This is a genomic window from Actinomycetospora cinnamomea (genome assembly GCF_003096675.1).
Taxonomy (GTDB): domain Bacteria; phylum Actinomycetota; class Actinomycetes; order Mycobacteriales; family Pseudonocardiaceae; genus Actinomycetospora; species Actinomycetospora cinnamomea.
Genome location: NZ_QEKW01000002.1, coordinates 390,782 through 416,621, shown reverse-complemented (window position 1 = coordinate 416,621; position 25,840 = coordinate 390,782). Strand labels below are relative to the sequence as shown.

Sequence of the window (25,840 nt, the reverse complement as noted above, 5' to 3'; positions counted from 1 at the left end):
TGCTCTCAGTTGGCCGCCGGGAACGACAGGTGCTGGTGGATCATCTCCCACCCGCCGGCCGTGCGGCGGAACACGCGGGTGCCGCGCGAGTGGATCGTGTCGCCGCCGCCGGGGGTGAGGTGGTCGATGCCCCACGACACGGCGAGGTCGCCGCTCGCGACGACGCGCAGGTCGGGGATCACCCAGGTCACCGGCTCCGGTGAGGCCTCGAGCCCGGCGCGGCACACCTCGCGCACCTCGTCGATGCCGACGTACTGCAACGGACCGGCGTGCTCGTAGGAGACGACCTCGTCGGCGACCGGCGCGACGAGCCCGTCCAGGTCGCGGGCGGCGGTGTCCTCGGCCCAGCGCCGGTGGACCTCGCGCACGGCCGCCTCGTCGTCGGCGGGGACCGGGGTCTCGTCGGGGAACGAGTGGTGCTCGTGGGCGACCAGCCAGCGCCCGCCCTCCCGGCGCAGGCCGAGGGTCAGGCGCAGGCGCCGGTCGGAGTGCGCGGCCGGCCCCGCCGGGGTGTCGCAGCGCAGCAGGGCGTGGGCGAAGGCGACGTCGACGCCGGCGGTGACGTCCAGCTCGACGATCTCGAAGCTGCCCCCGCCCGCCTGGAACGCGAAGAACGGCGGCCAGGTCGCGGCGTAGTCGTCGAGGCCGCGCACGCCGTCCTGCGGCGGCGGGACGTCGAACATGACGACGTCGTCGGTGTGGTCGGCGAGCACCCCGTCGAGGTCGCCCGCGTGCACCGCGTGGGCCCAGCGCTCGATCAGCGCGCGGATCTCGTGCTCGTCGTCGGCCATGGTGGTCCCTCCCGGGTCGGTTCCCGTGTCCTCACCCGGTGGAACTCCCGCGGCCGCGGGGACTCATCGCTCAGCGGCGCGCGGTCTCCAGGAACCGCTCGAGCTCGCGCTCGGTGTCGGGGCCGCAGGGCTGGAACACGATCTCGGTGACGCCCTGCTCGCCGAGCTCGTCCAGACGCCGCCGCAGCTCGTCGGTGGTGCCGCTGAGCGTGGCGTCGCGCAGCATCTGGTGCCCGCCCGCGTCCCAGGCGGCCTGGTCCGCGTCGTTGAGGGCGACGCAGTGGCGGTCGTGGACGGCGAGGTGGCGCTCCTCCGGCGGGGCCTTCTCCACCGCGTCCATCCACGCGTCCCCCGCCGGCAGGTCGCGCACCGCGTCGGCCCCGCCGAACTCGTAGGCCCCGTGGTAGGCCAGCGCCCAGCCCGGGCCCGCCGCGAGCCGCGCGTGCTCGGAGTCCGCCGCCTCGCCCTCGTCGAGGACGGTGCCCCACGCCAGGTACGGCACCCACCGGTGCTCCGGGGCGAAGTCGGGCATCTGCAGGGTCACGAACAGGCCGTCGCCGAGCTCGCGGGCGACGGCGTCACCCTTCGGCCCGAGCGCGCCCACGAGCACCGGCACGTCGACGGGCCGGGCCGGGGCGTGCCCGTCGGGGTGCAGCATCTGCATCCGCGCGCCCTCCCACTCGACGACCTCCCCGCGGAGCAGCCCGCGGTAGGCACGCAGGTAGGAGGCCATGAACGACCACGGGATGGCGCGGTAGCCCATCGCGCGGCGTCCGGTGAAGCCGGTGCCGAACGCGACCGCCGTGCGGCCCGGCGCGAGCGCCGCGAGCGTGGCCGTCGCCGCCGCGTTGACCATGGGGTGGCGCAGGCTCGGGATCAGCACGCCCGGGCCCAGCCCGATCCGCTCGGTGCGCTCCGCGGCCAGGGCGAGGGTCATCCAGACGTCGGGACTCTGCTGCGGGGTGTCGTACACCCACGCCCGGTCGTAGCCCAGGCGCTCGGCGAGCGCGATGTCGTCGGGCGAGTGCAGCGTCGTCGGGAACGCGCAGGACACCTCCACGGGGGCCTCCCAGTGGCCTCGGGTGTGGCTGTGGCTCGGGTGTGACTGAGCGCATAGTCACCGCCACGGCGAGGAGGTGTCAAGCGCCGGCCGTGACCATCCGCACCGCCAGCTCGCCGTAGAACGCGCCGAGGTCCTCGGGCGAGTCGGCACCCCCCAGGCGGTACCAGCGCACCAGGTCGATGCCCAGCGAGAGCATGGCCCGCACGACGCGGTCGACGTCCCCGGTGGCGAAGACGCCCTGCGCCGTGCCGGTGACCACCGCGTCCCGGAACACGGTGTTGAAGCGGCGCCGGAGCCGGCGGATGTCCTCGTGGTGCTCCGCGGTCAGGGACGCGAGCTCGTACTGGCAGACGCGCGCCACCACGTGGTGACGCGCGTGCCAGGCCACGAACGCCGCGACGATCGCCCGCAGGCGGGTCGCGGCCTCGGGGATGTCCGTGACGGCCGGGTCCCGGACGACCGCGAGCGCGCTCTCGTGGCCCCGCCGCGTGATCTCGTACAGGACGGCTTCCTTCGACGGGAAGTGCACGTACAGCGCGGCCGGGCTCAGCCCCGCGCCCGCGGAGACGTCCCGGGTGGTCGTGGCGTGGAAGCCGCGCTCGGCGAAGCACCGCACCGCGGAGTCGAGCAGCGTGCGGGGGACCTCGCCGAGGTCGTCCCCCCACACCGGAGCCTCCGAGCCCGCCGGGGGCGCCTCCTCCCGGACCGCCGCGCGGCCGCGCCGACCTGCCATGACCGCTCCCCTCTCGCGGCTTGACACCCTAACCGCGGCACAGTGACTATGCGCTCAGTCACAGGGTCGTCGACGAGGAGGCCGCGTGGAGCGCGAGTTCACCCCGGTGGTCGAGGGGATGTCGTACCTGGAGTGCCCGCGCTGGCACGAGGGCCGGATCTGGTTCGTCGACTTCTACACGCACCGGGTGTTCTCGGCCCGCGAGGACGGCGGCGACCTGCGCGTGGAGGCCGAGGTGCCGGCGCAGCCCTCGGGGCTGGGCTGGCTGCCCGACGGCCGCCTGCTCGTGGTCTCGATGCGCGATGCGCGGCTGCTGCGCCGCGAGGCCGACGGGCAGCTGGTCACCCACGCCGAGCTCGGCGCCCACGTGGGGGGCCACCCCAACGACATGGTCGTCGACGACCGGGGGCGGGCCTACGTCGGCAACTTCGGCTTCGACCTCATGGGCGGGGCGCCGGTCGAGACGGCCGCGCTCCTGCGCGTCGACCCCGACGGCACTGTCACTCGGGTGGCCGAGGACCTGTGGTTCGCCAACGGCAGCGTCATCACCGACGACGGCGTGCTGCTCGTCGACGAGACGTTCGGCAACCGGGTGAGCGCCTTCGACATCGCCCCCGACGGCGCGCTCTCCGAGCGCCGGACGTGGGCCTCGTTCGGCGACCCGCCCACCGAGCGGGAGCTGGAGAAGGCGCTCGGTCAGCTCGCGGTCGCGCCCGACGGCTGCTGCCTGGACGCCGAGGGCGCGCTGTGGATCGCCGACGCGCTCGGCGGACGCCTCCTGCGGATCCGCGCGGGCGGGGAGGTCGCCGACGAGCTCCCCGTCGGGACCGGCGTGTTCGCCTGCATGCTCGGCGGCGACGACGGCCGCACCCTGTTCGCCTGTGCCGCGCCCGACTTCCACGAGGAGGCCCGCCGGCAGGCCCGGGAGGCGGCGCTGCTCGCGGTGCGCGTCGACGTCCCGCACGCGGGCCGCCCCTGAGCCCGGGGTCAGGACTCCAGGAACGCCGCGGGCGGGAGGGCCCGGGGGTCGCCGTCGGCCCAGCGTCCGGGGTCCGGGCCCAGCGGGGCGAGGTCGCGGACCTGGTCGGCGCACCACGGGGAGATGCCCGGCCAGGTGCCGGCGAGGACGTCGTCGCGGAACGGCGCCCAGGCCACCGCGCGCACCTCGTCGACCTCGGACGGGTCGGGGGCGCCGGGCGCCGCGGCGGTCCGGGCGACGAACACCGGGCACATCTCGTTCTCGAACACCCCGCCCTGCTCGGCGCGGTAGCGGAACCCGGGCAGCACGAGGCGCAGGGCGTCGAGCTCGAGACCGAGCTCCTGGCGGGCGCGGCGACGGATCGCGGTGTCCATCGGTTCGCCGGGCGCGGGGTGGCCGCAGAAGGTGTTGGTCCACACGCCCGGGAACGTCGTCTTGCTGCGCGCTCGCCGCGTCACCAGGAGCTCCCCGCGGGCGTCGAAGACGTAGCAGGAGAACGCCAGGTGCAGCGGGGTGGAGTCGTGGTGCACCTCGGCCTTGGCCGCCGTCCCGGCCACCCGGCCGGACTCGTCGAGCAGCACGACCCTCTCGATGATCCCCATCGCCCTCCAGCTTCCCCCGTGACGCCCGCGGCGGCACCTCGGAGCGCCCGGCCGAACGCGGTGATCACGCGGCCGTGACGCGCTCGCGCACGTGCAGCAGGGCGACCTTGTGCGGCAGCCGTACGCGCGCCGTGGCGACGAAACCCGCCTTGGCCAGCGCCCGGTGCATCGCGGCGTTGCCCTCCTCGGGCTCGAGGACGATGCGCTCGCACGCCGGGTCCGCCGCCAGCAGCGCCTCGGCCAGGGCGGTGAGCAGGGCCGTGCCCAGCCCGAACCCGGTCCGGTCCTCCTCGCCGATGGCGACGTGCAGGCCCAGGTCGTCCGGGCCGGCGTCGTAGTGCTCGGCGAGGCCGTCGCGCGCCACCCGGTAGATCTCGACGTAGGCCAGCTCCAGGCCGTCGCGCGCCACGAGGCACGGGCGGCTGTGCTCCCCGGCGAGCTGGCGGGCGATCTCGGCGTCCCACCGCTCGCGGCTCCACGCCTGGTCCCACCGCGTCGCGACGTGCGGGCGGTGCATCCACGCGTGCACGGTCGCCGCGTCGTGCGGGGTGACGAGCCGGAGCGACCACGGCGCGTCGAGTGCCGGCACCGGCGGCGGCCGGAGGGGCAGGCGGGCGGGGTCTCCGTCGTCCTCCGACACGCGGCGAGTCAAGCAAGGCTCCCCTCACCGGGCAATCGGGCGTGCGCCACCCACGACCAGGACGCAACCGGGCGGGCCCTCCGGGACTCGACCTCCTGCCGTGGCGCGGATCACGATCACGCGGCGCGAGCCGACGGCCTGCACGGGCCTCGCCGGGGAAGCCGGGCAGAACAGGACGCGGAGTGCTCGACGGCGGACGCCGGAGCCCGTGACATGGTATCCAGGAGAGGTCGGTGGGCCCGGGCTCGTCCCTCGAGCCCGGGCCCACCTCTCGCCGCTGCCGCTGGGCGCCACCACAACACCCGCGCAGCGATGAGGCAAACCTAACCTCATGTTCGGCGCCGGCGCCAGCCCCCGGTCACCACCGATTTCCGGGCCCGTGCCGGTGCCCGCGGTGCATCCCGCTCATGAGCAGGATCAGCAGCGGCAGGACCAGCAGCCCGCCACCGCCGGGGCCCGCGGCGAGGATCAGCATCACCGGCAGGGCGACCGCCGCCGCGAGGATGCCGGCGCGCAGGGCCGGGGGCAGCCCGGGGTGGTGGTGCTCCGGCACGGCCGGCGCGCGTCGAGGATCCGCGGGCGGCTCGGGCCGGGCCTCGGGCGCCGGTTCCGGCGCCGGGGGCCGCGGCAGCGGCGGGTGGGGCGCCGGCAGGTCGGTGAACAGCACGCGGATGTCGGAGCAGTGCACCGCGATCGACGCGCGCGCCGAGCGCTCGCCGAACTCGTCGACGTCCAGCCGCCCGGCCTCCAGGTGCCGCCCCAGGGCGTCGAGCGCCGCGGCCCGGTCGGCGTCGCCCACGCGCAGGTCCGCCCGCCCCCCGCGCTCGTCGTCCCGGTCCTGTCCGCCCGGTCGGTCCGTGTCCACGGCGCCTCCTCCCGCCGCGCGGACGCCCCCGGCGCGCCCGATGCGGCACCTCCATCGTGCGCCTCCCGGCGCCGGTTCGCGGTGAGGAGCGGGGGAGCGAGGTGAGGCTCAGCTTTCTGGAAGCGTTCCAGTCTTCGTGGGAGGGTCGGGGCATGGCCGAACCCGTCAACGGCACGGACGTCCCGGGCGACGTCCACCCCGAGCCGCACGGCGGCGAGCTGTCGCAGCGCCTGAACTGGCTGCGGGCCGGAGTGCTCGGCGCGAACGACGGCATCGTCTCGACCGCCGGGCTGGTGGTCGGGGTGGCCGGCGCGACGATCGAGCGGGCGCCGATCGCCACGGCCGGGGTGGCGGGCCTCGTGGCCGGCGCGGTGTCGATGGCGCTCGGCGAGTACGTCAGCGTCTCCAGCCAGCGCGACGCCGAGCGGGCGCAGCTGGCCAAGGAGACCCGCGAGCTGCGCGAGACGCCCGAGCAGGAGCTCGAGGAGCTCGTCGAGCTCTACGAGGCCAAGGGGCTCTCCCCCGCCACCGCGCGGCAGGTGGCGACCGAGCTGACCGAGCACGACGCCCTCGCCGCGCACCTCGAGGTCGAGCTGCACCTCGACCCCGAGGAGCTGACCAGCCCGTGGCGCGCCGCCGGGGCCTCGGCGGTGTCGTTCGTGCTCGGCGCACTGCTCCCGCTGGTCGCGGTGCTCGCGACCCCCCCGAGCTGGCGTGTGCCGATCACCGTCGCGGTGGTGCTCCTGGCCCTGGGGCTCGCCGGCGGGCTCGGGGCCCGGCTCGGCGGGGCGCCGGCACAGCGCGCGGTGCTGCGCGTGGTGCTCGGCGGCGCGCTCGGCCTGGCCGCCACCTACGGGATCGGCTGGCTGGTCGGCGGCGCGGTGGGCTGACCCGGAGACGGACCTGCCGCGCGCTCGTAGCGCGCGGCGATCTCCCGCAGCTCGTCGACCAGCGCGTCGGGCGACTCCACCACGAAGTCGGCGTCGAGCCCCGTGAGGATGATCCCCGCCGCCCGCGCGTCGTCGGTCGACAGCGCGACGCGGCAGGCGTCGGGCCCGAGCGCCTCGATGCGCACCTGGTCGGTCCAGATCGTCTGCCGCACCCGCTCGGCCGGCGCCTCGACGCGCACGACGGACCGGAACGGGCGGACGTCCGCGACCCGGCGGGCGACGAAGGCGGCCGGGTCGCCGCCGGGGATCGCGCGTGGCGCGAAGCGCGGCCCGGTCGGCAGGCCGTCCGGTCCCAGGCGCGGGACGAGGCGGTCGACGCGCAGCGTCCGCCAGTCGTCACGGTCGCGGTCCCACGCGGCGAGGTACCAGCGCCGTCCCCACGCCACGAGGTGGACGGGCTCGATCCGCCGCCGTGTCGACGCCCCGTCGCGGGCCGTGTAGTCGACCTCGAGGACGCGGCGGTCGTGGCAGGCGGCGCCGAGGACGGCCAGCACCGAGGGGTCGACCGGCGACGCGACGCGGGGCGCGACGGTGGCCACCGGCATCGCCGCGACGCGGTGGCGCAGGCGCGACGGGAGGATGCGCTCGAGCTTGAGCAGCGCCGCGAGCGCGGTCTCCCCCGTGCCCGCGACCCCGGAGCCGGCCGCGGTGCGCAGGGTCACCGCGACGGCCACCGCCTCGTCGTCGTCGAGCAGCAGCGGCGGCAGCGCGGCACCGGAACCCAGCCGGTAGCCGCCGCCCGGCCCGTAGTCGACCTCGACGGGGTAGTCGAGGCCGCGCAGCTTGTCGACGTCGCGCCGCACGGTGCGGGTGGTGACGCCGAGGCGCTCGGCGAGCTCGGGGCCCGTCCACTCGGGGCGGGCCTGGAGCAGCGAGAGCAGGCGCAGCAGGCGGGCCGAGGTCTCGAGCACCCACCCAGTGTGCCGCGGGACGCGGACGGGAGCGGTCCGCTCCTCAGGGCGTGAAGCCCGCCGCGGCCGCGTCGAGCGTGCCCAGGAGCGCCGGCACGTCCGACCACACGGTGACCAGCGCGAAGCCGTCGCGGGCGCGGGCCGCGGCGTACGCGGCGCGGGTGGCGTGCACGCCCGCGCGGACGCCGGCGGCGGCGCACGCGTCGAGCACCCGGCGGAACGCGTCGTGGATCGCCGGCTCCTCGCGGTCCTGCGCCGGCCCCAGGCCCAGGGCCACCCCGAGGTCGCCGGGCCCGACGAAGAGCCCGTCGAGCCCGTCCACCGCGGCGATCGCGTCGGCGCGCTCCAGCGCGTCCGCCGTCTCGATCATCGCGAGCACCAGGACGCGGTCCGCCGCGGCGACCGGGTCGTCGCCCGCGCGCAGGGCGGTGCGCACGGGGCCGAACGAGCGGCGCCCGGCCGGCGGGTAGCGGCAGGCGGCGACGAGCTCGGCGGCGGTCGCGGGGTCGGACACCATCGGCGCGATGACGCCGTGCGCGCCGACGTCGAGCACGAAGCCGACTTCGGCGTCGTCGACGGCGGGCAGGCGCACCAGCGGGGCCAGCCCATGCGCGGCGATCGCCCGGACCGCGTCGGCCGTGCGGGCCCGGTCGAACAGCCCGTGCTGGAGGTCGAGGGTGAGCGCGTCGAGCAGGTCGTGGCCCGCGGCGCGCGCGGCGACGACCTCCACCAGGTGCGGGTCGGCCACGGTGAGCCATCCGTTGCGGGCGGCGCGACCCGCGGCCCAGGCGGCCCGGACGGTGTCGGTCACGGGGTCAGCCACAGGTGGACACCACCTCCCGCCCGGCGACGCGGGCCTCGAGGAACGGGAGCGCCGCCGCGAACCCGCGGGTGGCGCCCCGACGTGCGTGGCGGGCGTCGGCACGCGTGGCGCCGTCGCCCGCTGCGCGCGCCATTGTGCCGCCGGCTCGCGGTCCTGCTCCGCACGGGACGACGCCGTCGGCGACGCCGCGCACGATCAGCACGACCTCGCGAGCGAGCGTGTGGCGTTACGGACACTGGGTGTCAGCGATGGCCCACCGCTGACACGACACGCCGAGGAACGACACGCGAGCACGCGGACCTCCCCGGTCCGGGCGGGCGCCGAGACCTCGATCACCTTCTCGTGTGATCGTTCGTGGGAGCGTGGGGGGTCGGTACTCCGTGCTCGTACGATCGACGGTGATGGCCGCCCCGTCCCGTTCCCCCGCGCCGCGCTTCACCTTCGCCCGCGACACCACCTACCGGATCACCGTGCGTGACGAGTCCGGCGAGCGCCGCGACTACGAGGTCGACGCCTACCAGGGCTGGCTCTCCGGCCCCGACGGGATCCGTCACCGCTTCGGGGCCCACCGCCGCGCGCGCACCGAGCTGCGCGACGACCGCATCCGCACCGTCGTCGGTCCGTGACGACGGCACGGTCACCGGCTGGTACCGCTCGCCGTGCGGGCGACACCAGCCGGTGACCGGGGCTGTCCACCGTCCCGACGACCTCCTGCCGCCTCCGACCCGGCGGGACGTCGTCTCCGGTGTCCTCCCGAGGGGCCCGTCAGGAGACGAGACCGCAGCGGAAGCCCTGGGCCACCGCCTGCGCCCGGTCGGCCGCCGACAGCTTGCGGAACAGCCGGCGGGCGTGGGTCTTCACGGTGTCCTCGGACAGGTAGAGCTCGCGGCCGATCTGGCCGTTGCTCTTGCCCTGGCTCATCCCGCGCAGCACCTGCATCTCGCGCTCGGTGAGGTTGACGCTCGCGCCGGGCGAGGCGGTGCGCTGCATGGGCATCGTCCCGGCCTCGGCGCCGACGGCCGAGTGCGCGAGCGCCGCGACCAGCTCGGGGCGCGAGGCGTCCCAGCGCAGGTAGCCGCGGGCCCCGCCGGCGATCGCGGCGGCGATGCTGCCGGCGTCGTCGGGGGCGCCGAAGACCATGACGTTGGCCTGGGGGTGGGCGGACATGAGGCGTCGGGTCGCCTCCGCGCCCGAGGCCACCGCGCGCTGCGTGCCGACGAACACGACGTCGGCGCTCTGCCGGGCGTAGCGGGTGAGCAGCTCGTCGGCGGTGGCGACGCAGTCGATGCGCTGGACCCCGGGCACCGCGGACATGACCCGCGTCAGGCCCTCACGGACACTGCGCCGGTCGTCGCAGATCAGAACCGTCCTCATACAGACTCCGTCCGGGTGGGGAGACCGCCCGACCGTGGGCACGGTGGGCGCTGTTCCCCTCATCGGTCACCCCACCCGTCCGCTTGACCCCCGAATGACAAGGGCGTGGTTATGAACCCCCGATGGAGTGGCACATGAGCCCGCAGGCGAATCCACCGCGCGTGCTGGTCGTCAACGGCCCGAACCTGGACCTCCTGGGGCGGCGCGAGCCGGAGGTCTACGGCACCGACACCCTCGACGTCCTGGTGGATCGCTGCCGGCGGGTCGCGGGCGAGCTCGGCCTCGAGGTCGACGCGCGGCAGAGCAACCACGAGGGCGTGCTCATCGACGCGGTCCACGAGGCCATGACCGGCCACGGCGGAGTGATCATCAATCCGGGCGGCTACACGCACACGTCCGTGGCCCTCCGCGACGCTCTGGCCGCGCTGCCGGTGCCCGTGGTGGAGATCCACCTGTCGAACGTCCACGCCCGCGAGGCGTTCCGGTCGCACTCGTACGTGTCGCCGGTGGCCACGGCCGTGATCGCCGGCGCCGGGGTCACCGGCTACGACCTCGCACTGCGCTTCCTCGCGGAGCGGATCGTGCGCCGGACGTGATCGTGCGTCAGGCCTGGTCCCCGCGCAGGCGGCTGCGGTCGGCCAGCCTGGCGAGCTCGCCGGCGAGGGCGTCGGGGAACTGCAGCGGCAGGAAGTGCGAGCCCGGCAGGCGCACCAGCCGCGCGTCGCCCAGGGCCGCGGCCAGGGCGGCCATGTCCGCGGGCGGGGCGAGGGTGTCGAGATTCCCGCTGACCACGGTGACCGGCACCGTGATCGCCGCGAGGTCGGCGTCGTCGAGCTGCTCGTGCTGGGCGCCGGCCAGGACCATGCGCGAGAACCAGGTCCAGTCGTGCCGGGCGAACTGCCGCGCCACCTCGGCGAGGGTGACCAGCGGCGCCGCCGTGCCCGTCGGGTCGAGCTGCGCGGGGTCGACCCCGGCGCGGTCGAGCGCGTCCCGGCTCGCGTCCAGGCTGCGCGGCAGCAGGTCGATCACCCCGGCCACGGGCGGACCGACGACGCGCAGCAGCCAGCCTCCGAGCTGCGCCGCGCGGCGGTGCACGCCCTCGGGGACGCCGGTGGGCAGCGGGGAGAGCTGTGGCAGCACGCGGAACGTCCCGGTGGCCGCCCCGCCGAGGACCATCAGGCCCGCCACCCGATCCGGTGCCCGCCGCGCGGCCTCGATCGCGATCGGGACGCCCAGCGACCAGCCGACGACGAGCGCGGACTCCATGCCTGCGGCGTCCATCACCGTGAACAGGTCGTCGACGTGGTCCTCGACGCGGATGTGGGTCTCGTCGGAGGGGCGGTCCGAGCCGCCGAGACCGCGGTGGTGCCAGGTCGTGGCGTGGTATCCGCAGTCCTCCCCGTGGAGGAAGGTCCACGCCGTCGGGCTCGCGCCCAGGCCGTTGGACACCACGACGGGCACGCCCGTGGCGCCGTTGTCCCAGCGCCGCAGGCGTGTGCCGTCGCGGGCGATCACGTCCTCGACGTATCCGCCGCCGTCCTCGGGGGTCGTCACGGACGTCAGGATGCCGCCGCGGCCCGCTCCTTCATCTCCTCCTCGGAGAGGTACTCGCGGGACTCCTCGAACGACGACGTCTCGTTCTTGCGCCCGGCGAGGAAGCCGATGCGGATGAAGTCGTCGCCACCGAACAGGTGGAGGATCCAGTTGGCGACGACCCGCACCCGCGTGCGCGTCAGCGGCAGGGCGTAGAGGTGGTAGGCCCGCGTCACGGTCTGGGCGAGCATCCCCTTCAGCCGCAGGCCCAGCGGGTGGGCCACCGCCTGGGTGCCGCCGAGGTCGACCACGAGGCCGAGATCGTGGTGCTTGTACTCGCGCAGCGGCTCGCCCCGCAGGGAGGCGACCACGTTGTCGGCCGCGGTCACCGCCTGGCGCACGGCGTGCTGCGCGGTGGGCGGGCACATCGCCGAGTCCGGGTCGTCCGCGGTGAGGTCGGGCACCGCGGCCGCGTCGCCGAGGACGAACACGTCGTCGTAGCCGTCGAGGCGCAGGTCGGTGCGCGTCTTGACCCGGCCGCGCACCAGCTCCACGCCGAGCGTCTTGACCAGCGGGCTGGCGGTGACGCCCGCGGTCCACACCAGCGTCTTGGTCGGGATCGTGCTGCCGTCGGTGAGGGTGACGTCGTCGGCGGTGACCTGCTCGACGCCGGTCTCCAGCCGGATGCCGATCCCGCGGCGGCGCAGCAGGTCGAGGGCCTCCTCGCCGAGGCGCTGCCCGAGCTCGGGCATGAGGCGCGGGGCGATGTCGACCACCGTCCAGCGCACGAGCGTCGGGTCGAGGCGCGGGAAGCGCTTCAGCGCGGCGTCGGTGAGCAGCTCGAGGCACGCCGCGGTCTCGACGCCCGCGTAGCCGCCGCCCACCACGACGAAGCTGCACCGCGCGGCGCGCTCGGCCGGATCGGTGGACGCGTTGGCGAGCTCGAGCTGGGAGAGCACGTGGTCGCGCAGGTACGCGGCCTCCCCGAGGTTCTTCATGCCCAGGCCGTGCTCCTCGAGCCCGGGGATGTCGAACTGACGGGTGACGCTGCCCGCGGCGATGACGAGGCGGTCGTAGGGGAGGTCGACGACCTCCTCGCTGATCTTCTTGACCACGGCGACCTTGCGCTCGAGGTCCAGCCCGACCACCTGACCCGGCAGGCGCGCGGCCCGCTTGATCGCCCGCGGCAGCGGCACCGTGACCGACTGCGCGGTGATGACCCCCGCGGCCACCTGCGGGAGCAGGGGCAGGTAGAGCATGTAGTCGTGGGGGTTCACCACCACGACCTCCACCTCGCCGCGCGACAGCTCGCCCTTGAGCTCACGTTCGAGGCGCTGGACGCACTTCAAGCCGGCGAACCCGGCGCCGACCACCACGATGCGCTGCGCGCTCATCCGAGTCGTCCTCCCGTCGTGCCCGAGCTGGTGCCCGAGGGCAGATTTCGTCCGTGGTGAGTTTCCCCTGGTGGCGCTCGCGACACCTCCCCGCACGAACGCGCCGCGTCGGCGACCCCCATGAGCGTGGTCACAGCCCGCCCGACCGGGTGCCGTCGTCGGGCGGTGGCGCGCCGGGCGTGGTCTGCTCCCCGCACCCCGACCCCGCCCGCCGTCCCGGGAGGCCCGCGTGCCGACGACCGTGCTGTTCACCGGCTTCCCCGGCTTCCTCGGGACCGCCCTGCTGCCCCGGACGCTGCAGCGCGCGCCCGAGGCCACGGCCGTCGCGCTGGTGCAGGAGCGCTGGCTCGACCAGGCGCGGCGCACGCTCGCCCGGCTCGAGGCCGACGAGCCCCGGATCGCGGGCCGCACGCGGCTGGTCGCCGGCGACATCACCCGCCCCGGACTCGGGCTCGACGACGACGAGCTGGACGCCCTGCGCGAGGGGCCGCTCGAGATCTTCCACCTCGCCGCGGTGTACGACCTGTCGGTGCCGGCGGACCTCGCGTGGTCGGTCAACGTGGAGGGCACGCGGAACGTCGTCGCCCTGGCGCAGGGCGCCGACGAGCTGGTGCGGCTGCAGTACGTCAGTACCTGCTACGTCTCGGGCCGCTACCCCGGGATCTTCTCCGAGGACGACCTCGAGCTCGGGCAGACCTTCTCCAACCACTACGAGCACACCAAGCACGAGGCCGAGCGGGTCGTGGTGAAGGCGCGCGACGCCGGCGTGCCCGTGACGATCTACCGGCCGTCGGTCGTGGTCGGGGACAGCCGCACCGGCGAGACGCAGAAGTACGACGGGCCGTACTACGCGCTGCAGCTCATCGCCCGCCAGGGCCGCGTCGCGGTGATGCCGCTGCCCGGCGACCCGTCGCGCGTCCAGTTCAACCTCGTGCCGAGCGACTTCGTCGTCGATGCGATCGCCGCGCTGGCCCCGCACCCGGGCGCGCTCGGCCGCACCGTCGCCCTCGCCGCGCCGCACCCGCCGTCGGTGCTCGAGATGTGCGAGGCGTTCGCGGCGCACACCGGAAAGCGCCTGAAGGTCGTGCCGGTGCCGACCGTGCTCTCCCGGTTCGCGATCGACCACCTGCCCGGTGTCGGGCGGGTGTTCCGGCTGCCGTCGTCGACGCTGGACTACCTCACCCACCCCACCGTCTACGACGTCGCCGCCACCACCGCGCTGCTCGACGAGGTCGGGGTGCGCTGCCCGTCGTTCGCCGAGCACGTCGGCGCGATGGTGGCGTACCACCGCGAGCACCCCGACGTCGGCAGCGCCGCGATGGTGTGAGGGCGGGGGGCCTAGACTCGCCGGCGATGGTCCGGCAACCCGCGCGTGTGGCCCTGATCGACTCGGGGTTCGGCCTGCTGCCCACCGCCGGTTGGCTGCGCCACCTGCGCCCGGACCTCGCCCTCGATCTCTACCTCGACCCCGAGGGCATGCCGTGGGGGTCGAAGTCGTCGGCCTGGATCGTCGACCGCGTGCTCGACACCGGGCGCCTCGCGATCGCCCGGGGCGCCGACGCGATCGTCGTGCCGTGCAACACGGCCTCGGTCACCGCCGTGGTGCCGCTGCGCGCGGCGGTCGAGCCGGAGCGTCCGGTCGTGGCCACGGTCCCGGCCGTCAAGCCCGCGGGGGCGACCGGACTGCCGTTCGCCGTGTGGGCCACGGAGCGCACGACCGGCAGCGAGTACCAGCGCGACCTGCTCGAACGGTTCGCCGCGCCCGGCCAGGCCGACGCCGTCGCGTGCCCCGGGCTCGCACGCGCGGTCGAGGACGCCGATCCCGCCGCGGTGCGCGACGCCGTCGCGGTCGCCGCGGGACGCACCCCGGCCCGGTGCCGGTCGGTGGTGCTCGGGTGCACCCACTACCCGCTGGTGGTCGACGACATCCTCGCCGCGCTGCCGCCGGGCACCGGGCTGCACGACAGCTCCCGCGCCGTCGCCGGGCAGGCCCTGCGTCGCCTCGGGCTGCCCGAGGACCCCGCGGCCGAGCCCGCCGGGGTCCGGGTGCACCTGGGCGGGGACGAGGGGACGCTGCCCGCGATCGCGTGCCGCTACCCGATCGGCGCCGCCCTGGCCCGCGGTGGACGGGTCACCCGCGACGACCTCCCGGCCACCGACGAGTCCGACCAGCAGACCCGGCCCGACACGGCCACGCACCCCGGCGCCCCGCTCCTGCGCCGGGTGTGACCCCGCCCGCACTACGCTGGAGGTCCCCACCGCCCGAGAGGACCGCCCGTGATCCCCGCCGAGAACGTCCGCGACTGGCGCGGGCGCCCCGTGCTCGACCCCGACGGCGCCAAGATCGGGGAGCTCGAGGCGGTCTACTACGACACGCTCGGCGACGAGCCGGTGTTCGCCACCGTCAAGGTGTCCTCGCTGTTCGGGAGGAGCCGCCTGGTGTTCGCGCCGCTGAGCGGGGCGGTCGTGACGCCCGATCACCTCAAGGTCGCGTTCGGCAAGGAACTCGTGCGCGAGGCCCCGTCGATCGACACCGACGGCGAGCTGCTCGCCGAGGACGAACCGGGCCTGTTCGCGCACTACGGGCTCGAGTACCGCACGGGGTCACTCGGCGAGCGGCGGCTCGCGCGCCGCTGAGGCGTCGGCGGCGGGCAGGGCGCGTACCGGCGGCCGTCCGGCCGTACCGCCCGCCGGTACCACCGGGAGTGTCGTCGTGTGCGACACGCGCCTCACCCGCTCGTCCCCGTACGACGGCTGCCGGTCACCGACGGCCCCCGATCGGTGGTCCGTCCGTGGCGCACGGAGGACGGGTGATGGGGCACTCTGGCGGCCTCGCCGGTGATCACCGTGGCGGCGGGTCGCGGGAGGTGACGCATGGACATCGGCGTCCGGCTGCGCATGTTCACGTGGTTCGCCGACGTCTCCGGGGCCGTGGCGGTCAGCCGCATGGGCCCCGAGGAGATCGAGCGCGCGCGGGCCCGCCGGCTGAGCCACAACGTCGTCACCTCGCAGGTGTTCGGGCCGATGCCGCGCGGGGTGTTCGTCTCCGACCGCGTCGCCGAGACCGACCTGGGGCCGCGTCCCGTCCGCCTCTACCGCCCGCTGACCGCCCGCGCCCTGCCCGTCGTCGTCAACTTCCACGGCGGGGGCGGCACGCTGGGCAACCTCGACCAGTCGGACTGGCTGTGCGCGCACGTCGCGTCACGGGTGGGCGCCCTGGTGGTGTCCGTCGACTACCGGCTCGCGCCCGAGCACCCGTACCCCGCGGGCCGGGAGGACGGCTACGCCGCGGTGACGTGGGCGGCGCGCGAGGCCGAGGCGCTGGGCGCGCGGCCCGACCGTCTGGCCGTGATGGGCGACAGCGCCGGCGGCAACCTCGCCGCCGTGGTCTGCCTGCTGGCGCGGGAGGCGGGCCCCGCGATCGACGCGCAGGTGCTGCTCTACCCCACGCTGGACCTGACGTTCAGCCGCCCGTCGGTCGAACGCTTCGCCGACGGCCCCGTGCTCACCCGCGCGGACATGGAGGTCTTCCGGTCGCACTACCTGGGCTGCGACGGCGATCCCACCGACCCGCTCTGCTCGCCGCTGTTCGCGCCCGACCTGGGCGAGCTCCCACCCGCCCTGGTCGTCACCGCCGCGCTCGACCCGCTGCACGACGACGGCGTGGACTACGCCCGCCGGCTGGGCGAGGCCGGTGTGCCCGTGCGGCACACCGACCACGCCCGGGCCGTGCACGGCTTCCTGTCGTTCCCCGGTGTGTGCCGGGCCTCGGCGGCGGCGCTCGACGACGTCTGCGCCGAGCTGACCGCACGCCTCGCCTGACGACCCGGCCGGAGCTCAGGCGTCCATGTGCATGCCGCCGTTGACCGAGTAGACCTGCCCAGTGATGTACTCGGACTCCGGGTCGGCGAGGAACTCGACGACCCGGGCCACCTCGTCGGGCTGGCCGAGGCGCCGCATCGGGATCCCGGCCAGGATCTTCTCCATCGCCTTCTCCGGCACCGCGGCGACCATGTCGGTCTCGATGTAACCCGGCGCCACGCAGTTGACGGTGACGCCCTTGCGCGAGCCCTCCTGGGCCATCGACATCGTCATGCCGAACAGGCCGGACTTCGTCGCCGCGTAGTTCACCTGGCCGGCGTTGCCCTTCTCGCCGATCACCGAGCTGATGCTGACGATGCGGCCCATCCCCCGCTCGGCCATGTGCAGGTAGGCGAGCTGGGACATGTAGAAGGTGCCCGAGAGGTTGACCTGGACCACGCGGTCCCAGTCGTCGACCTCCATCTTGGCCACCATCTTGTCCGCGGTGATGCCGGCGTTGTTGACCAGCACGTCCACCCGGCCGTGGGCCTGCATCACCTCGTCGAAGACGCGCTCGCAGTCGCCGCGGTTGCCGATGTTGCCCTGGTGGATGGTGATCTGGTCGGGGTACTGCGACTTGAGCTCCTCGGCCGACGTCGGGTCCGACGAGTAACCCACCGCGACCTTCATGCCCCGCTTCGCGAGGCGCTCGCTGATCGCGCGGCCGATGCCCCGGGCACCCCCGGTCACGATCGCCACCTGTCCGGTCATGTCTCCCATGCGTGCTCCCTCGCTGGTTCGACACCGTCGTCGGTCGGCACCTACCTACCCGGAAGGTGGTCGGGACCACACGGTCCGTGCCCCATCGAAACCCGCGACGGGCCCTCTCGGGAAGAGGCGGGCCCTCTACCCGTGGGTAAACAGGTCGTTGCGAAACATCCCAAGCGCCCGTACGTTCCGTGCAGCACCCAGAGCAGGGTGTGGTCGAGCGCCCGCGAGCCGGGCGCGAGGAGGTGTGCCATGACGGCCCCGACCGACGAGCACGTCGACGTCCCCGAGGCTCCCGGGATCACGGACCCCGACCCCACGGCGGTCCAGACCGAGGCCCCCGCCACCGACCCGGCGGCCTACCTGCGCGGCTACCACCTCACGGCCGCCGTGCGCGGGGCGACGGAGATGACCAAGGGCGCGGGCTACGTGCTGTCCCGGGCGTTGCGCCAGACGGCCACCCCCGGCCGCAACAGCCGTGACGCGCGCCGCTGGTGGCGGCTCGTGCTGGGCCGCCGCCGCCCGCGCTGGCACAACGAGCACGAGATCGTCTTCGAGACGCCGATCGCACGCCTGCGGGACTTCTCCCAAGGCTCCACCGACGACGTCGCGCCCACCCTCGTCCTGCCACCGCAGGCCGGTCACGACTCCTGCATCGTCGACTTCCAGCCCCGGCAGTCACAGATGATGGTGATCCGCGAGGCCGGCCTGACCCGCGCGTTCACCCTCGACTGGGTCGGCGCGACACGGGCGACCTCGACGAGCACGATCGAGGACTACGTCGCGGTCGTCGACCGCGCGGTGGAGCACTGCCGGTCGACGACCGGCCACGACGCCGTGAACCTCGTCGGCGACTGCCAGGGCGGGTGGCTCGCGACGATCTACGCCGCGCTGCACCCGGAGAAGGTCAACACCCTGACCCTGGCCGGCGCGCCCATCGACTTCCACGCCGGCGAGACCCCGATCGGGGCGTCGTCGCGGGTGATGACCCAGCGGTTCGGCCAGCTGCCCTACCGCGCGATGGTCGCCGCCGGCGGCGGCGTCATGCCCGGCGCGTTCGTCCTCGGCGGGTTCATCGCGATCCGGCCCGACGCCGAGATCGCCAAGCACGTCGATTTGCTGCGCCACCTGGACGACCCCGAGGCCATCGCGCGCTACGAGGCGTTCGAGGACTGGTTCAAGCACACGCAGGACGTCGCGGGGACGTTCTACCTCTGGCTGGTCGAGCACCTCTTCGCCGGCAACGAGCTGGTGGCGGGCACGCTCGAGGTCGGCGGGCGGCGGGTGGACATGCGCGACATCTCCTGCCCGCTGTTCCTGCTCGGCGGCGCGACCGACCACATCACGCCGCCCGTCCAGGTCTTCGCGGCCGCGGACCACGTGTCCACCCCGGCCGACCAGGTCACCCGGCGCACCGCCCCCGGCGGGCACCTCGGCCTGTTCATGGGCAACCAGGCGCTGCGCCACGAGTGGCCGCCGCTCATGGCCGCCGTCGCGGAGCACTCCCGCCGCGGCTGAACGGACGTTGCTGGACCGATCCCGTAGCCGACCGGGGATCGTCAGCCCGCGGGCCTGGGTTTCGACCCCGGCCCGCGGGTACGTTCCAGATACCTGGCCCTTCGCACCGGCGGAGGGCACCACCGCGCCGTGACCACCCCGGTGGTCGGTCGTCGCCGGCCCACCGTCGTGCCATCCATCGACCAGGAGGTCTCCCGCATGCCCGGTTCCGTCATCGTCTCCGGCAAGCGCACCCCCATCGGCAAGCTCTCCGGCGCCTTCGCCGGCATGACGGCCGGTGACCTGGGCACCACCGCGATCAAGGCCGCGCTCGAGGCCGCGGGCATCAGCGGCGAGCAGGTCGAGTACGTGATCATGGGACAGGTGATCCAGGCCGGCAACGGCCAGAACCCGGCCCGCAAGACGTCGACCGATGCCGGCATCCCGATGTCCACGCCGTCGTTCACGCTCAACAAGGTCTGTCTGTCCGGGCTGGACGCCGTGGCGCTGGCCGACCAGATGATCCAGGCCGGCGAGTACGACATCGTCGTGGCCGGCGGCATGGAGTCCATGACCGCGGGGCCGCACATGCTCCCGAAGGCCCGCCAGGGCTACAAGTACGGCCCGGGCCAGCTGCTCGACGCCACCGACCACGACGGCCTGACCGACAGCTACGACCACGAGTCGATGGGCGCCTCGACCGAGCGGTTCGCCAAGGCCGCCGGCCTCTCGCGCCAGGAGATGGACGAGGTCTCCGCCGCGTCGCACCAGCGCGCCGCCGACGCCGCCAAGAACGGGCGGTTCGAGGCCGAGATCACCGGTGTCCAGGTCCCGCAGCGCAAGGGCGACCCGATCACGGTGACCGAGGACGAGGGCGTCCGCGGCGACACCACCGCCGAGGGGCTGGGCAAGCTGCGGCCGGCGTTCGACAAGGAGGGCGCGATCACGGCGGGCAGCTCCTCCCAGGTCTCCGACGGTGCGTCGGCCACCGTCGTCATGTCGGCGCGCAAGGCCGAGGAGCTGGGCATCACGCCGCTGTGCGAGGTCCGCAGCCATGGCTGGGTCGCCGGCCCGGACAACTCGCTGCTCTCGCAGCCGTCCAACGCCGCGTTCAAGGCGCTGCGCCGCGAGGGCATCGAGCCCTCGGACGTCTCGCTGTGGGAGATCAACGAGGCGTTCGCGGCGGTCGCGATCCAGTCGGCGCGCGAGCTCGGGCTCGACTCCGACAACGTCAACACCGACGGCGGCGCCATTGCTCTCGGCCACCCCATCGGCTGCACCGGCAACCGCCTCGCCGTGCACTGCGCCCACGAGCTGCAGCGCCGCGGCGGCGGCTACGCCGTCGCGAGCCTCTGCGGCGGCGGCGGCCAGGGGTCGGCGCTAATCTTCCACGCCTGACCCGTCCCGATGTCGGCGGTGTGGCACCGCTGACACCCAGTGTCCGTGACGCCACACGCTCGACGCGGCGGTCACCCCGAGGGGCGGCCGCCGCGTCGTCGTGCGAGGGGAACCGCCGAGCCGGATGCTGCGCCGAACCGGATGCCCCGGGGGCGCGCGGGGCGCCGTCCGCGGACCCGCGACTCGCGGTGATCATGCCGACGGCGGTGACCATGGCCGGGTGTGCATGCCAGGGTGGACGCCCGGGCACAGGTGACCGGGAGCACACTCAGGAGAAGACGGAGGCACACATGCCGCAGGAGGTCCGGGGCGTCGTGTCCCGGGAGAAGGGCAAGCCGGTCACGGTCGAGACGATCGTCGTCCCCGATCCCGGGCCGGGCGAGGCCGTGGTCGCGATCCAGGCCTGCGGGGTCTGCCACACCGACCTGCACTACCGCGAGGGCAACATCGAGGATGCCTACCCGTTCCTGCTCGGCCACGAGGCCGCGGGGGTCGTCGAGTCGCTGGGGGAGGGTGTGGAGGGCCTCGAGGTCGGCGACTTCGTGATCCTCAACTGGCGAGCGGTGTGCGGCGTCTGCCGCGCGTGCCGCAAGGGCCAGCACCACCTCTGCTTCGACACCCACAACGCCGCGCAGCCGATGACGCTCAAGGACACCGGCGAGGAGCTCAAGCCGGCGCTGGGCATCGGTGCGTTCATCGAGAAGACGCTGGTCCACTCCGGGCAGTGCACCAAGGTCAACCCGGAGGTCGACCCGGCCGCCGCCGGCCTCATCGGCTGCGGCGTCATGGCCGGCGCCGGGGCGGCGATCAACACCGGCCAGGTGCAGCGCGGTGAGACCGTGGCCGTCATCGGCTGCGGTGGAGTGGGCGACGCCGCGATCGCCGGGGCGGCGCTCGCGGGCGCCACGACGATCATCGCCGTCGACACCGAGGACCGGAAGCTCGAGTGGGCCAAGGGCTTCGGTGCGACGCACACGATCAACGCCAAGAGCCAGGACCCCGTGCAGGGCATCCGCGACCTCACCGACGGCTTCGGCGCCGACGTGGTCGTCGACGCGGTGGGCATCCCGGCCACCTGGAAGCAGGCGTTCGAGGCCCGCGACCTCGCCGGCCGTCTGGTCCTCGTCGGCGTGCCGTCACCGGACATGAAGCTCGAGGCCGACTTCCAGCCGTTCTTCTCCCACGGCGGGTCGCTGCGGGCGTCCTGGTACGGCGACTGCCTGCCGAGCCGCGACTTCCCGATGCTCATCGACCTCGCGCTGCAGGGCCGGTTCCCGCTCGACAAGTTCGTCACCGAGCGGATCTCCCTCGACGACGTCGAGCAGGCCTTCGAGAAGATGCACCACGGCGACGTGCTGCGTTCGGTGGTGGTCCTGTGACCGCGCAGAAGGTGGGCGAGGGCGTCGAGCACCTCACGACGTCGGGCCAGTTCCAGATCGACGGCAACTCCTTCGACGTCGACAACAACGTCTGGATCGTCGGCGACTCGTCGGAGGTCGTCCTGCTCGACGCCCCGCACGACGCGGAGGCGATCAAGAAGGCCGTCGGCGACCGCAACGTCGTGGCGATCCTGTGCACGCACTCGCACAACGACCACGTCAACGCCGCGCCGGCGATCGCGCAGGCCTTCGACGCACCGATCCTGCTCAACCCCGACGACCGGGTGGTCTGGAACCTGACCTACCCCGACCGCGAGCCCGACGGCGAGATCACCGACGGCGAGACGTTCACCGTCGGCGGGATCGAGCTGCGGGCCATCCACACGCCGGGGCACTCGCCGGGGTCGACGGTGTTCTACGCGCCCGACCTCGGCACCCTGTTCTCCGGGGACACCCTGTTCAACGGGGGCCCGGGCGCCACCGGGCCGTCGTACTCCGACTTCAACGTGATCATCGAGTCGCTGGCCCAGAAGGTCTTCACGCTGCCCGGCGACACGATCGTGCGCACCGGGCACGGGGACACCACGAAGGTCGGGGACGAGGCCTCGCGGCTCGAGGAGTACCGCGAGCGGGGCTACTGAGCACCTGGTGAGCCGCTGACCGCGCACGCCGACGCCGAGTACCCGGCCGACCCCTACCCCGGGGTCGCGCCGGGTTTCTCGTTCGTGCACCTCGACGCGGTCAGCCGCCGGCTGGAGCCGTCGGCGGACGCCGCCGCCGGGTGGACGGTGGACGGTGGTGACGACCTCGATGGCTGCGATCTCGACCGCTGGCTCGCCGAGCGCGCGGCGGCGCCGATGGCCGACCGGGTGCCGGTGCTCACGTTCGGGTCCAACCGCTGCCCGGGCAAGCTGACGTGGCTGCGCGAGCACCTCGGGCTCGTGGGCCCGGTCGTCGTGCTCCGGGCGCGGGTCGAGGGGCTCGCGGCCGTGTGGGCCGCGGGGCTGCGCACCCGGGACGGTGCGCGGCCGGCGACGCTGGCCCCTGCACCGGGCGCGGTGGAGACACACGCGGTGTGGATGGCGACCGCGGACCAGGTCGCGGTGCTGGACCGCTGCGAGGGACGCGGCGAGCGCTACGACCTCGTGCGTCTGGAGGTCGGCCGGGTGGTCGCCGAGGACGGCGCCCGCCTCGACCGCGTCTGGACCTACTGGGCGGGCGGACCGGTGCGCGCGCCGCTGCTCGTCGACGGCGCCCCGGTGGCGGTGAGCGCGGTGGCCCAGGACGCGGCCCGTGACCTGGTGGGCGAGCCCGCCAGCGCCGTCCCGGACGCCGTGACCGTCGAGCAGGGCACGCCCGACCCGCACGCCTGGCCCGACCGCGTCTTCGTCTACGGCACCCTCATGCCCGGGCGGCGCGCGTGGCCCCTGATGGCGCGGCACGTGGTCGGCGAGCCGGTCGAGGCCTGGCTGCCGGGGCGGGTGCACGACACGGGGCGCGGCTACCCGGCGCTCGTGCGGGGCGGGCCGGGACGTGCCCGGGGCGCCCTGCTGCGGCTGGCGGACCCGCCCGCCGCCCTGCCCCGGCTCGACGCGTACGAGGGCCCCGACTACCGCCGCGAGCGGGCGGTCGCCCACACCGAGGGCGAGCGCGTGCCCGCGTGGGTGTGGACGTGGCCCGGCCCCGTGCACGGGGCGCCGCTGACGGCGCCCTGGCCGCCCGGCGGGCGGTGACCCGCTACCAGCGCGTCCGCACCGTCACGTACCCCCGGCCGGGCGTCGTCCCGGGCACGACGGTGGCGGGCGCCGGCGCCGGAGGCGGGGATGCGTCGGCGGCGTCCGCCGACGCCTCGGCCCGCCGTCGCAGCCGGCGTCCGTGCGCGAGCAGGAGGAGGCCGCCGACCAGCGCCACCGCGGCGACGACGAACAGGGCCGCGCTCACGGCGGGCGGCACGCCGGGCAGGCGCGGGGTCCCCGGGACGGCCAGGGGCACGGCGCCCAGCAACAGCGTCAGCGTCAGGCCCACCACCACCAGCAGCCGCACGACCGTCCCCCTTCCGTCGCCCTCGCACTCTGCTGCGGACGTCGCACCGACCGCCAGGTCTCGTTACGACGAACGGGGTCACGATGCGGTCCCGGCGCCTGCGGTGGACGTGATCGGTGCGGTCGGACATCCTGTCGCCGGCTCCGACTGGGGAGAGCGATGCTCGAGATCGACGGGATCTCCAAGCGGTTCGGGTCGACGGTGGCCCTCGACCGCATGACGTTCACGGTGCGGCCCGGCGAGCTCTACGGCTTCGTCGGCGCGAACGGCGCGGGCAAGACCACGACGATGCGGATCGCGTTGGGCGTGCTGCAGGCCGACGCGGGCGAGGTCCGGCTGGACGGGCGCCCGCTCGACGCCGCCTCGCGGCGCCGGATCGGCTACATGCCCGAGGAGCGCGGCCTGTATCCCCGCATGGCCGTCGGGACGCAGCTGCGCTACCTGGCCGAGCTGCGCGGACGGTCGGCGAGCGAGGCCCGGGCCGCCGCCGAGCGCTGGACCGAGCGCCTCGGCCTCGCCGAGCGCCGCACCGAGGAGGTGCAGCGCCTGAGCCTGGGCAACCAGCAGCGCGTGCAGCTCGCCGCCGCGCTCGTCGCCGACCCGGACGTCCTGGTGCTCGACGAGCCGTTCTCCGGGCTCGACCCGATGGCGGTCGACGTGATGAGCGAGGTCCTGCGCGAGCGCCGCGACGCGGGCGCGCCGGTGGTGTTCTCGAGCCACCAGCTCGAGCTGGTCGAGCGGCTCTGCGACCGGGTCGGCATCGTGCGCAGTGGGCGCACCGTCGCCGAGGGGACGGTCGACGAGCTGCGCGAGGCGTCGGGCACCGAGCTCGTCGTCGTCGTGCCCGACGCCCCGGGCGGGTGGGCGGACGGCCTGCCCGGCGTCGCCGCCACCCGGGCGGCCGAGGGCGGGACAGTGCTCACGCTGGCCGACGCTTCCGAGCCGACGCTGACCGGGGTGCTGGACGCGGCCCGCCGCACCGGGCCGGTGCACGAGTTCCGCCGTCGCCGCCCCGCCCTCGCCGAGATCTACCGCGACACCGTTGCCGACGCCCCGCGGGAACCGGTCGAGCCCGGGGTGGCGGCGTGACCCCGGCGGCCCTGCGCCCGGTCGCCCTCATCGCCCGCCGCGAGTTCGCGGCGAAGGTCAAGGGCCGGGCGTTCGTGGTCGGCACGCTCGTCGTGCTCGTGCTGCTCGGGGTGTACGCGGCCGTGATCGCGACGATCGCGTCCGGGGAGGACACGGCGCGCGTCGCGGTGTCCGGCCCGGCGACCGCCCTCACCGGACCCCTGGAGCGCGCCGCCCCCACGGAGGGCCTGACGCTCACCGTCGTCGCCGCGCCCGACCCGGCCGCCGCGGAGGCGGCGGTGCGCGCCGGCGACCTCGACGCGCTGATCACCGGCGACCCCGTGCGACCGCGCGTGTTCGTCCAGTCCGAGCCCGACGCCGACCTCGAACGCGTGATCGTCGACGCGACGTCCGTCGTGGCGCGCGACGCCTACCTGCAGGGACGCGGGGTCGACCCGGCCGCCCTCGACGCCGTGGTCGCCGAGGCCGGGCCCGCCGTGGTGTCCGCCGAGCCGCCCGACCCGCAGGCGGGCCAGCGGCTGGGCCTCGGGCTGGCCGGGGCGTTCCTGCTGTTCTTCTCCATCCAGACCTACGGCGCGATGGTCGCCCAGGGCGTCGTCGAGGAGAAGTCGAGCCGCGTCGTCGAGATCGTGCTGTCGTCGGTGCGGCCGTGGCAGCTGCTGCTGGGCAAGGTGCTCGGCCTCGGCGCGGTGGGGCTGCTGCAGCTCGTCGTGCTCGGCGGGGCGGGGCTCGCCGTCGCGGGCGCCGCGGGCGTGCTGGCCGCGGACGCGGGGCTGATCTCGACGCTCGTCTCCGTCGTCGTCTGGTACCTGCTGGGTTTCGCCCTCTACGCGACGGTGTTCGCCGCGGCGGGGTCGCTGGTCTCGCGCCAGGAGGACACCCAGAGCGTGCTCTCGCCGGTGACGATCACCGTGCTGCTGGGCTTCGTCGTGGGGTTCAACCTGCTGACCTCGGACCCGCGGGGCACCCCGATCACCGTGCTCTCGCTGCTCCCGCCGTTCAGCCCGCTGTTCATGCCCGCCCGCGTCGCACTCGGCGTCGCACCGGTGGGGCAGGTGGTGCTGGCCTTCGCGCTGACCCTCGCGTTCACCGCCGCGGTGCTGTGGCTCGGCGGGCGCATCTACGCGAACTCGGTGCTGCGCACCGGCGCGCGGGTGAGCCTGCGCGAGGCCCTGGGGCGCGCCCGGGCCTGACGGGCCGGCCGAGA

The 25,840-nt window shown here is 74.9% G+C and carries 29 protein-coding genes; 15 read left to right on the top strand and 14 right to left on the bottom strand.

Annotation, left to right across the window (positions count from 1 at the left end; all coding sequences use genetic code 11):
• Nucleotides 1-5: 5 nt before the first annotated feature.
• The 3 genes from C8D89_RS06705 to C8D89_RS06695 all read right to left on the bottom strand — a co-directional run bounded on the left by C8D89_RS06705 (nucleotide 6) and on the right by C8D89_RS06695 (nucleotide 2,587).
• A complete protein-coding gene (locus C8D89_RS06705) occupies nucleotides 6-791 on the bottom strand; it encodes a YybH family protein (RefSeq protein WP_116707277.1) in 786 nt (261 codons plus the stop codon).
• Nucleotides 792-861: 70 nt separating this feature from the next.
• Nucleotides 862-1,851 carry an LLM class flavin-dependent oxidoreductase gene (locus C8D89_RS06700; protein WP_116707276.1) on the bottom strand — a complete coding sequence of 330 codons (990 nt, stop codon included), beginning with the start codon at nucleotides 1,849-1,851 and terminating at the stop codon, nucleotides 862-864.
• 79 nt (nucleotides 1,852-1,930) lie between these two features.
• Nucleotides 1,931-2,587 (bottom strand): TetR/AcrR family transcriptional regulator, encoded by a 657-nt coding sequence (locus C8D89_RS06695; RefSeq protein ID WP_116707275.1) that lies wholly within the window; start codon nucleotides 2,585-2,587, stop codon nucleotides 1,931-1,933.
• A gap of 85 nt (nucleotides 2,588-2,672) precedes the next feature.
• Between C8D89_RS06695 and C8D89_RS06690 the strand changes: the two genes are divergently transcribed.
• Entirely contained in the window at nucleotides 2,673-3,566 is an 894-nt protein-coding gene (locus C8D89_RS06690) for an SMP-30/gluconolactonase/LRE family protein (protein WP_243417901.1), read from the top strand.
• A gap of 8 nt (nucleotides 3,567-3,574) precedes the next feature.
• Here the strand turns inward: C8D89_RS06690 and idi are convergent, their stop codons facing one another.
• From idi to C8D89_RS06675, 3 genes are all read right to left on the bottom strand, one after another.
• Nucleotides 3,575-4,159, bottom strand: coding sequence for an isopentenyl-diphosphate Delta-isomerase (idi, locus tag C8D89_RS06685; RefSeq protein ID WP_423716750.1), 585 nt, complete (start codon nucleotides 4,157-4,159; stop codon nucleotides 3,575-3,577).
• Nucleotides 4,160-4,232: 73 nt separating this feature from the next.
• Nucleotides 4,233-4,808: a GNAT family N-acetyltransferase gene (locus C8D89_RS06680; protein WP_243417900.1), complete on the bottom strand. Its 576-nt coding sequence runs from the start codon at nucleotides 4,806-4,808 to the stop codon at nucleotides 4,233-4,235.
• A 358-nt stretch (nucleotides 4,809-5,166) separates the two neighbouring features.
• Complete coding sequence (locus C8D89_RS06675; RefSeq protein ID WP_116707273.1) at nucleotides 5,167-5,673, bottom strand: DUF1707 domain-containing protein; 507 nt, start codon at nucleotides 5,671-5,673, stop codon at nucleotides 5,167-5,169.
• Nucleotides 5,674-5,825: 152 nt separating this feature from the next.
• Between C8D89_RS06675 and C8D89_RS06670 the strand changes: the two genes are divergently transcribed.
• Nucleotides 5,826-6,563 carry a VIT1/CCC1 transporter family protein gene (locus C8D89_RS06670; protein ID WP_116707272.1) on the top strand — a complete coding sequence of 246 codons (738 nt, stop codon included), beginning with the start codon at nucleotides 5,826-5,828 and terminating at the stop codon, nucleotides 6,561-6,563.
• Here C8D89_RS06670 and C8D89_RS06665 read toward each other — a convergent pair.
• Genes C8D89_RS06665 through C8D89_RS29080 form a run of 3 tightly spaced genes read right to left on the bottom strand, consistent with a single transcriptional unit; the run spans nucleotide 6,524 to nucleotide 8,559 of the window.
• Nucleotides 6,524-7,534, bottom strand: a complete 1,011-nt coding sequence (locus C8D89_RS06665; protein ID WP_116707271.1) for a helix-turn-helix transcriptional regulator — start codon at nucleotides 7,532-7,534, stop codon at nucleotides 6,524-6,526. The two genes, C8D89_RS06670 and C8D89_RS06665, sit on opposite strands and share 40 nt — an antisense overlap.
• A gap of 43 nt (nucleotides 7,535-7,577) precedes the next feature.
• Nucleotides 7,578-8,357, bottom strand: a complete 780-nt coding sequence (locus C8D89_RS06660; RefSeq protein WP_165825577.1) for an HpcH/HpaI aldolase family protein — start codon at nucleotides 8,355-8,357, stop codon at nucleotides 7,578-7,580.
• Nucleotides 8,350-8,559: a hypothetical protein gene (locus C8D89_RS29080; protein ID WP_207787094.1), complete on the bottom strand. Its 210-nt coding sequence runs from the start codon at nucleotides 8,557-8,559 to the stop codon at nucleotides 8,350-8,352. The genes C8D89_RS06660 and C8D89_RS29080 overlap by 8 nt, the downstream gene beginning before the upstream one ends.
• Nucleotides 8,560-8,758: 199 nt before the next feature.
• Between C8D89_RS29080 and C8D89_RS06655 the strand changes: the two genes are divergently transcribed.
• A complete protein-coding gene (locus C8D89_RS06655; RefSeq protein WP_116707269.1) occupies nucleotides 8,759-8,983 on the top strand; it encodes a hypothetical protein in 225 nt (74 codons plus the stop codon).
• Nucleotides 8,984-9,122: 139 nt separating this feature from the next.
• Here the strand turns inward: C8D89_RS06655 and C8D89_RS06650 are convergent, their stop codons facing one another.
• Nucleotides 9,123-9,731 (bottom strand): response regulator transcription factor, encoded by a 609-nt coding sequence (locus C8D89_RS06650; RefSeq protein WP_116707268.1) that lies wholly within the window; start codon nucleotides 9,729-9,731, stop codon nucleotides 9,123-9,125.
• Nucleotides 9,732-9,865: 134 nt separating this feature from the next.
• On the opposite strand from C8D89_RS06650, the gene aroQ reads away from it, so the two are divergent.
• A complete protein-coding gene (gene aroQ, locus C8D89_RS06645) occupies nucleotides 9,866-10,327 on the top strand; it encodes a type II 3-dehydroquinate dehydratase (RefSeq protein ID WP_116707397.1) in 462 nt (153 codons plus the stop codon).
• A gap of 7 nt (nucleotides 10,328-10,334) precedes the next feature.
• Here aroQ and C8D89_RS06640 read toward each other — a convergent pair whose 3' ends face one another.
• Both C8D89_RS06640 and C8D89_RS06635 read right to left on the bottom strand, forming a co-directional pair.
• Entirely contained in the window at nucleotides 10,335-11,285 is a 951-nt protein-coding gene (locus C8D89_RS06640) for an alpha/beta fold hydrolase (protein WP_165825575.1), read from the bottom strand.
• Between the two features lie 5 nt (nucleotides 11,286-11,290).
• Nucleotides 11,291-12,658 carry an NAD(P)/FAD-dependent oxidoreductase gene (locus C8D89_RS06635; RefSeq protein ID WP_116707266.1) on the bottom strand — a complete coding sequence of 456 codons (1,368 nt, stop codon included), beginning with the start codon at nucleotides 12,656-12,658 and terminating at the stop codon, nucleotides 11,291-11,293.
• Nucleotides 12,659-12,887: 229 nt separating this feature from the next.
• On the opposite strand from C8D89_RS06635, the gene C8D89_RS06630 reads away from it, so the two are divergent.
• The 4 genes from C8D89_RS06630 (at nucleotide 12,888) to C8D89_RS06615 (ending at nucleotide 16,480) form a co-directional block, all read left to right on the top strand.
• Nucleotides 12,888-13,985, top strand: a complete 1,098-nt coding sequence (locus tag C8D89_RS06630; RefSeq protein WP_116707265.1) for an SDR family oxidoreductase — start codon at nucleotides 12,888-12,890, stop codon at nucleotides 13,983-13,985.
• Between the two features lie 26 nt (nucleotides 13,986-14,011).
• On the top strand, nucleotides 14,012-14,887 hold the full coding sequence (locus C8D89_RS06625; protein WP_116707264.1) for a glutamate racemase: 876 nt from the start codon (nucleotides 14,012-14,014) through the stop codon (nucleotides 14,885-14,887).
• A gap of 48 nt (nucleotides 14,888-14,935) precedes the next feature.
• Entirely contained in the window at nucleotides 14,936-15,295 is a 360-nt protein-coding gene (locus tag C8D89_RS06620) for a PRC-barrel domain-containing protein (RefSeq protein WP_116707263.1), read from the top strand.
• Nucleotides 15,296-15,532: 237 nt separating this feature from the next.
• Nucleotides 15,533-16,480: an alpha/beta hydrolase gene (locus C8D89_RS06615; RefSeq protein WP_116707262.1), complete on the top strand. Its 948-nt coding sequence runs from the start codon at nucleotides 15,533-15,535 to the stop codon at nucleotides 16,478-16,480.
• A 15-nt stretch (nucleotides 16,481-16,495) separates the two neighbouring features.
• Here the strand turns inward: C8D89_RS06615 and C8D89_RS06610 are convergent, their stop codons facing one another.
• Nucleotides 16,496-17,230, bottom strand: coding sequence for a beta-ketoacyl-ACP reductase (locus C8D89_RS06610; RefSeq protein ID WP_243417899.1), 735 nt, complete (start codon nucleotides 17,228-17,230; stop codon nucleotides 16,496-16,498).
• A 249-nt stretch (nucleotides 17,231-17,479) separates the two neighbouring features.
• Between C8D89_RS06610 and C8D89_RS06605 the strand changes: the two genes are divergently transcribed.
• The 5 genes from C8D89_RS06605 to C8D89_RS30140 all read left to right on the top strand — a co-directional run bounded on the left by C8D89_RS06605 (nucleotide 17,480) and on the right by C8D89_RS30140 (nucleotide 23,234).
• Nucleotides 17,480-18,745 (top strand): alpha/beta fold hydrolase, encoded by a 1,266-nt coding sequence (locus tag C8D89_RS06605; protein WP_116707260.1) that lies wholly within the window; start codon nucleotides 17,480-17,482, stop codon nucleotides 18,743-18,745.
• Nucleotides 18,746-18,943: 198 nt separating this feature from the next.
• Nucleotides 18,944-20,122, top strand: coding sequence for an acetyl-CoA C-acetyltransferase (locus C8D89_RS06600; protein WP_116707396.1), 1,179 nt, complete (start codon nucleotides 18,944-18,946; stop codon nucleotides 20,120-20,122).
• Nucleotides 20,123-20,412: 290 nt separating this feature from the next.
• A complete protein-coding gene (locus C8D89_RS06595) occupies nucleotides 20,413-21,501 on the top strand; it encodes an S-(hydroxymethyl)mycothiol dehydrogenase (RefSeq protein ID WP_116707259.1) in 1,089 nt (362 codons plus the stop codon).
• Entirely contained in the window at nucleotides 21,498-22,142 is a 645-nt protein-coding gene (locus C8D89_RS06590) for an MBL fold metallo-hydrolase (RefSeq protein WP_243417897.1), read from the top strand. Before C8D89_RS06595 ends, C8D89_RS06590 begins: the two co-directional genes overlap by 4 nt.
• A gap of 84 nt (nucleotides 22,143-22,226) precedes the next feature.
• On the top strand, nucleotides 22,227-23,234 hold the full coding sequence (locus tag C8D89_RS30140) for a gamma-glutamylcyclotransferase family protein (RefSeq protein WP_116707258.1): 1,008 nt from the start codon (nucleotides 22,227-22,229) through the stop codon (nucleotides 23,232-23,234).
• Between the two features lie 4 nt (nucleotides 23,235-23,238).
• On the opposite strand, the gene C8D89_RS06580 is transcribed toward C8D89_RS30140, so the two are convergent.
• Complete coding sequence (locus C8D89_RS06580) at nucleotides 23,239-23,544, bottom strand: hypothetical protein (protein ID WP_116707257.1); 306 nt, start codon at nucleotides 23,542-23,544, stop codon at nucleotides 23,239-23,241.
• Between the two features lie 159 nt (nucleotides 23,545-23,703).
• Here C8D89_RS06580 and C8D89_RS06575 point away from each other — a divergent pair, with 159 nt between their 5' ends.
• Both C8D89_RS06575 and C8D89_RS06570 read left to right on the top strand, forming a co-directional pair.
• On the top strand, nucleotides 23,704-24,633 hold the full coding sequence (locus tag C8D89_RS06575) for an ABC transporter ATP-binding protein (RefSeq protein ID WP_116707256.1): 930 nt from the start codon (nucleotides 23,704-23,706) through the stop codon (nucleotides 24,631-24,633).
• Nucleotides 24,630-25,826 (top strand): ABC transporter permease, encoded by a 1,197-nt coding sequence (locus tag C8D89_RS06570; RefSeq protein WP_116707255.1) that lies wholly within the window; start codon nucleotides 24,630-24,632, stop codon nucleotides 25,824-25,826. The genes C8D89_RS06575 and C8D89_RS06570 overlap by 4 nt, the downstream gene beginning before the upstream one ends.
• The last annotated feature ends 14 nt before the right edge of the window (nucleotides 25,827-25,840 follow it).

What these genes read in the sequence shown, in the direction of transcription:
- C8D89_RS06705 (WP_116707277.1), bottom strand. Translation starts at nt 791, where the DNA reads ATGGCCGACGACGAGCACGAGATCCGCGCGCTGATCGAGCGCTGGGCC.
- C8D89_RS06695 (WP_116707275.1), bottom strand. Translation starts at nt 2,587, where the DNA reads ATGGCAGGTCGGCGCGGCCGCGCGGCGGTCCGGGAGGAGGCGCCCCCG.
- C8D89_RS06670 (WP_116707272.1), top strand. Translation starts at nt 5,826, where the DNA reads ATGGCCGAACCCGTCAACGGCACGGACGTCCCGGGCGACGTCCACCCC.
- C8D89_RS06655 (WP_116707269.1), top strand. Translation starts at nt 8,759, where the DNA reads ATGGCCGCCCCGTCCCGTTCCCCCGCGCCGCGCTTCACCTTCGCCCGC.
- C8D89_RS06650 (WP_116707268.1), bottom strand. Translation starts at nt 9,731, where the DNA reads ATGAGGACGGTTCTGATCTGCGACGACCGGCGCAGTGTCCGTGAGGGC.
- aroQ (WP_116707397.1), top strand. Translation starts at nt 9,866, where the DNA reads ATGAGCCCGCAGGCGAATCCACCGCGCGTGCTGGTCGTCAACGGCCCG.
- C8D89_RS06635 (WP_116707266.1), bottom strand. Translation starts at nt 12,658, where the DNA reads ATGAGCGCGCAGCGCATCGTGGTGGTCGGCGCCGGGTTCGCCGGCTTG.
- C8D89_RS06625 (WP_116707264.1), top strand. Translation starts at nt 14,012, where the DNA reads ATGGTCCGGCAACCCGCGCGTGTGGCCCTGATCGACTCGGGGTTCGGC.
- C8D89_RS06615 (WP_116707262.1), top strand. Translation starts at nt 15,533, where the DNA reads ATGGACATCGGCGTCCGGCTGCGCATGTTCACGTGGTTCGCCGACGTC.
- C8D89_RS06610 (WP_243417899.1), bottom strand. Translation starts at nt 17,230, where the DNA reads ATGACCGGACAGGTGGCGATCGTGACCGGGGGTGCCCGGGGCATCGGC.
- C8D89_RS06605 (WP_116707260.1), top strand. Translation starts at nt 17,480, where the DNA reads ATGACGGCCCCGACCGACGAGCACGTCGACGTCCCCGAGGCTCCCGGG.
- C8D89_RS06600 (WP_116707396.1), top strand. Translation starts at nt 18,944, where the DNA reads ATGCCCGGTTCCGTCATCGTCTCCGGCAAGCGCACCCCCATCGGCAAG.
- C8D89_RS06595 (WP_116707259.1), top strand. Translation starts at nt 20,413, where the DNA reads ATGCCGCAGGAGGTCCGGGGCGTCGTGTCCCGGGAGAAGGGCAAGCCG.
- C8D89_RS06575 (WP_116707256.1), top strand. Translation starts at nt 23,704, where the DNA reads ATGCTCGAGATCGACGGGATCTCCAAGCGGTTCGGGTCGACGGTGGCC.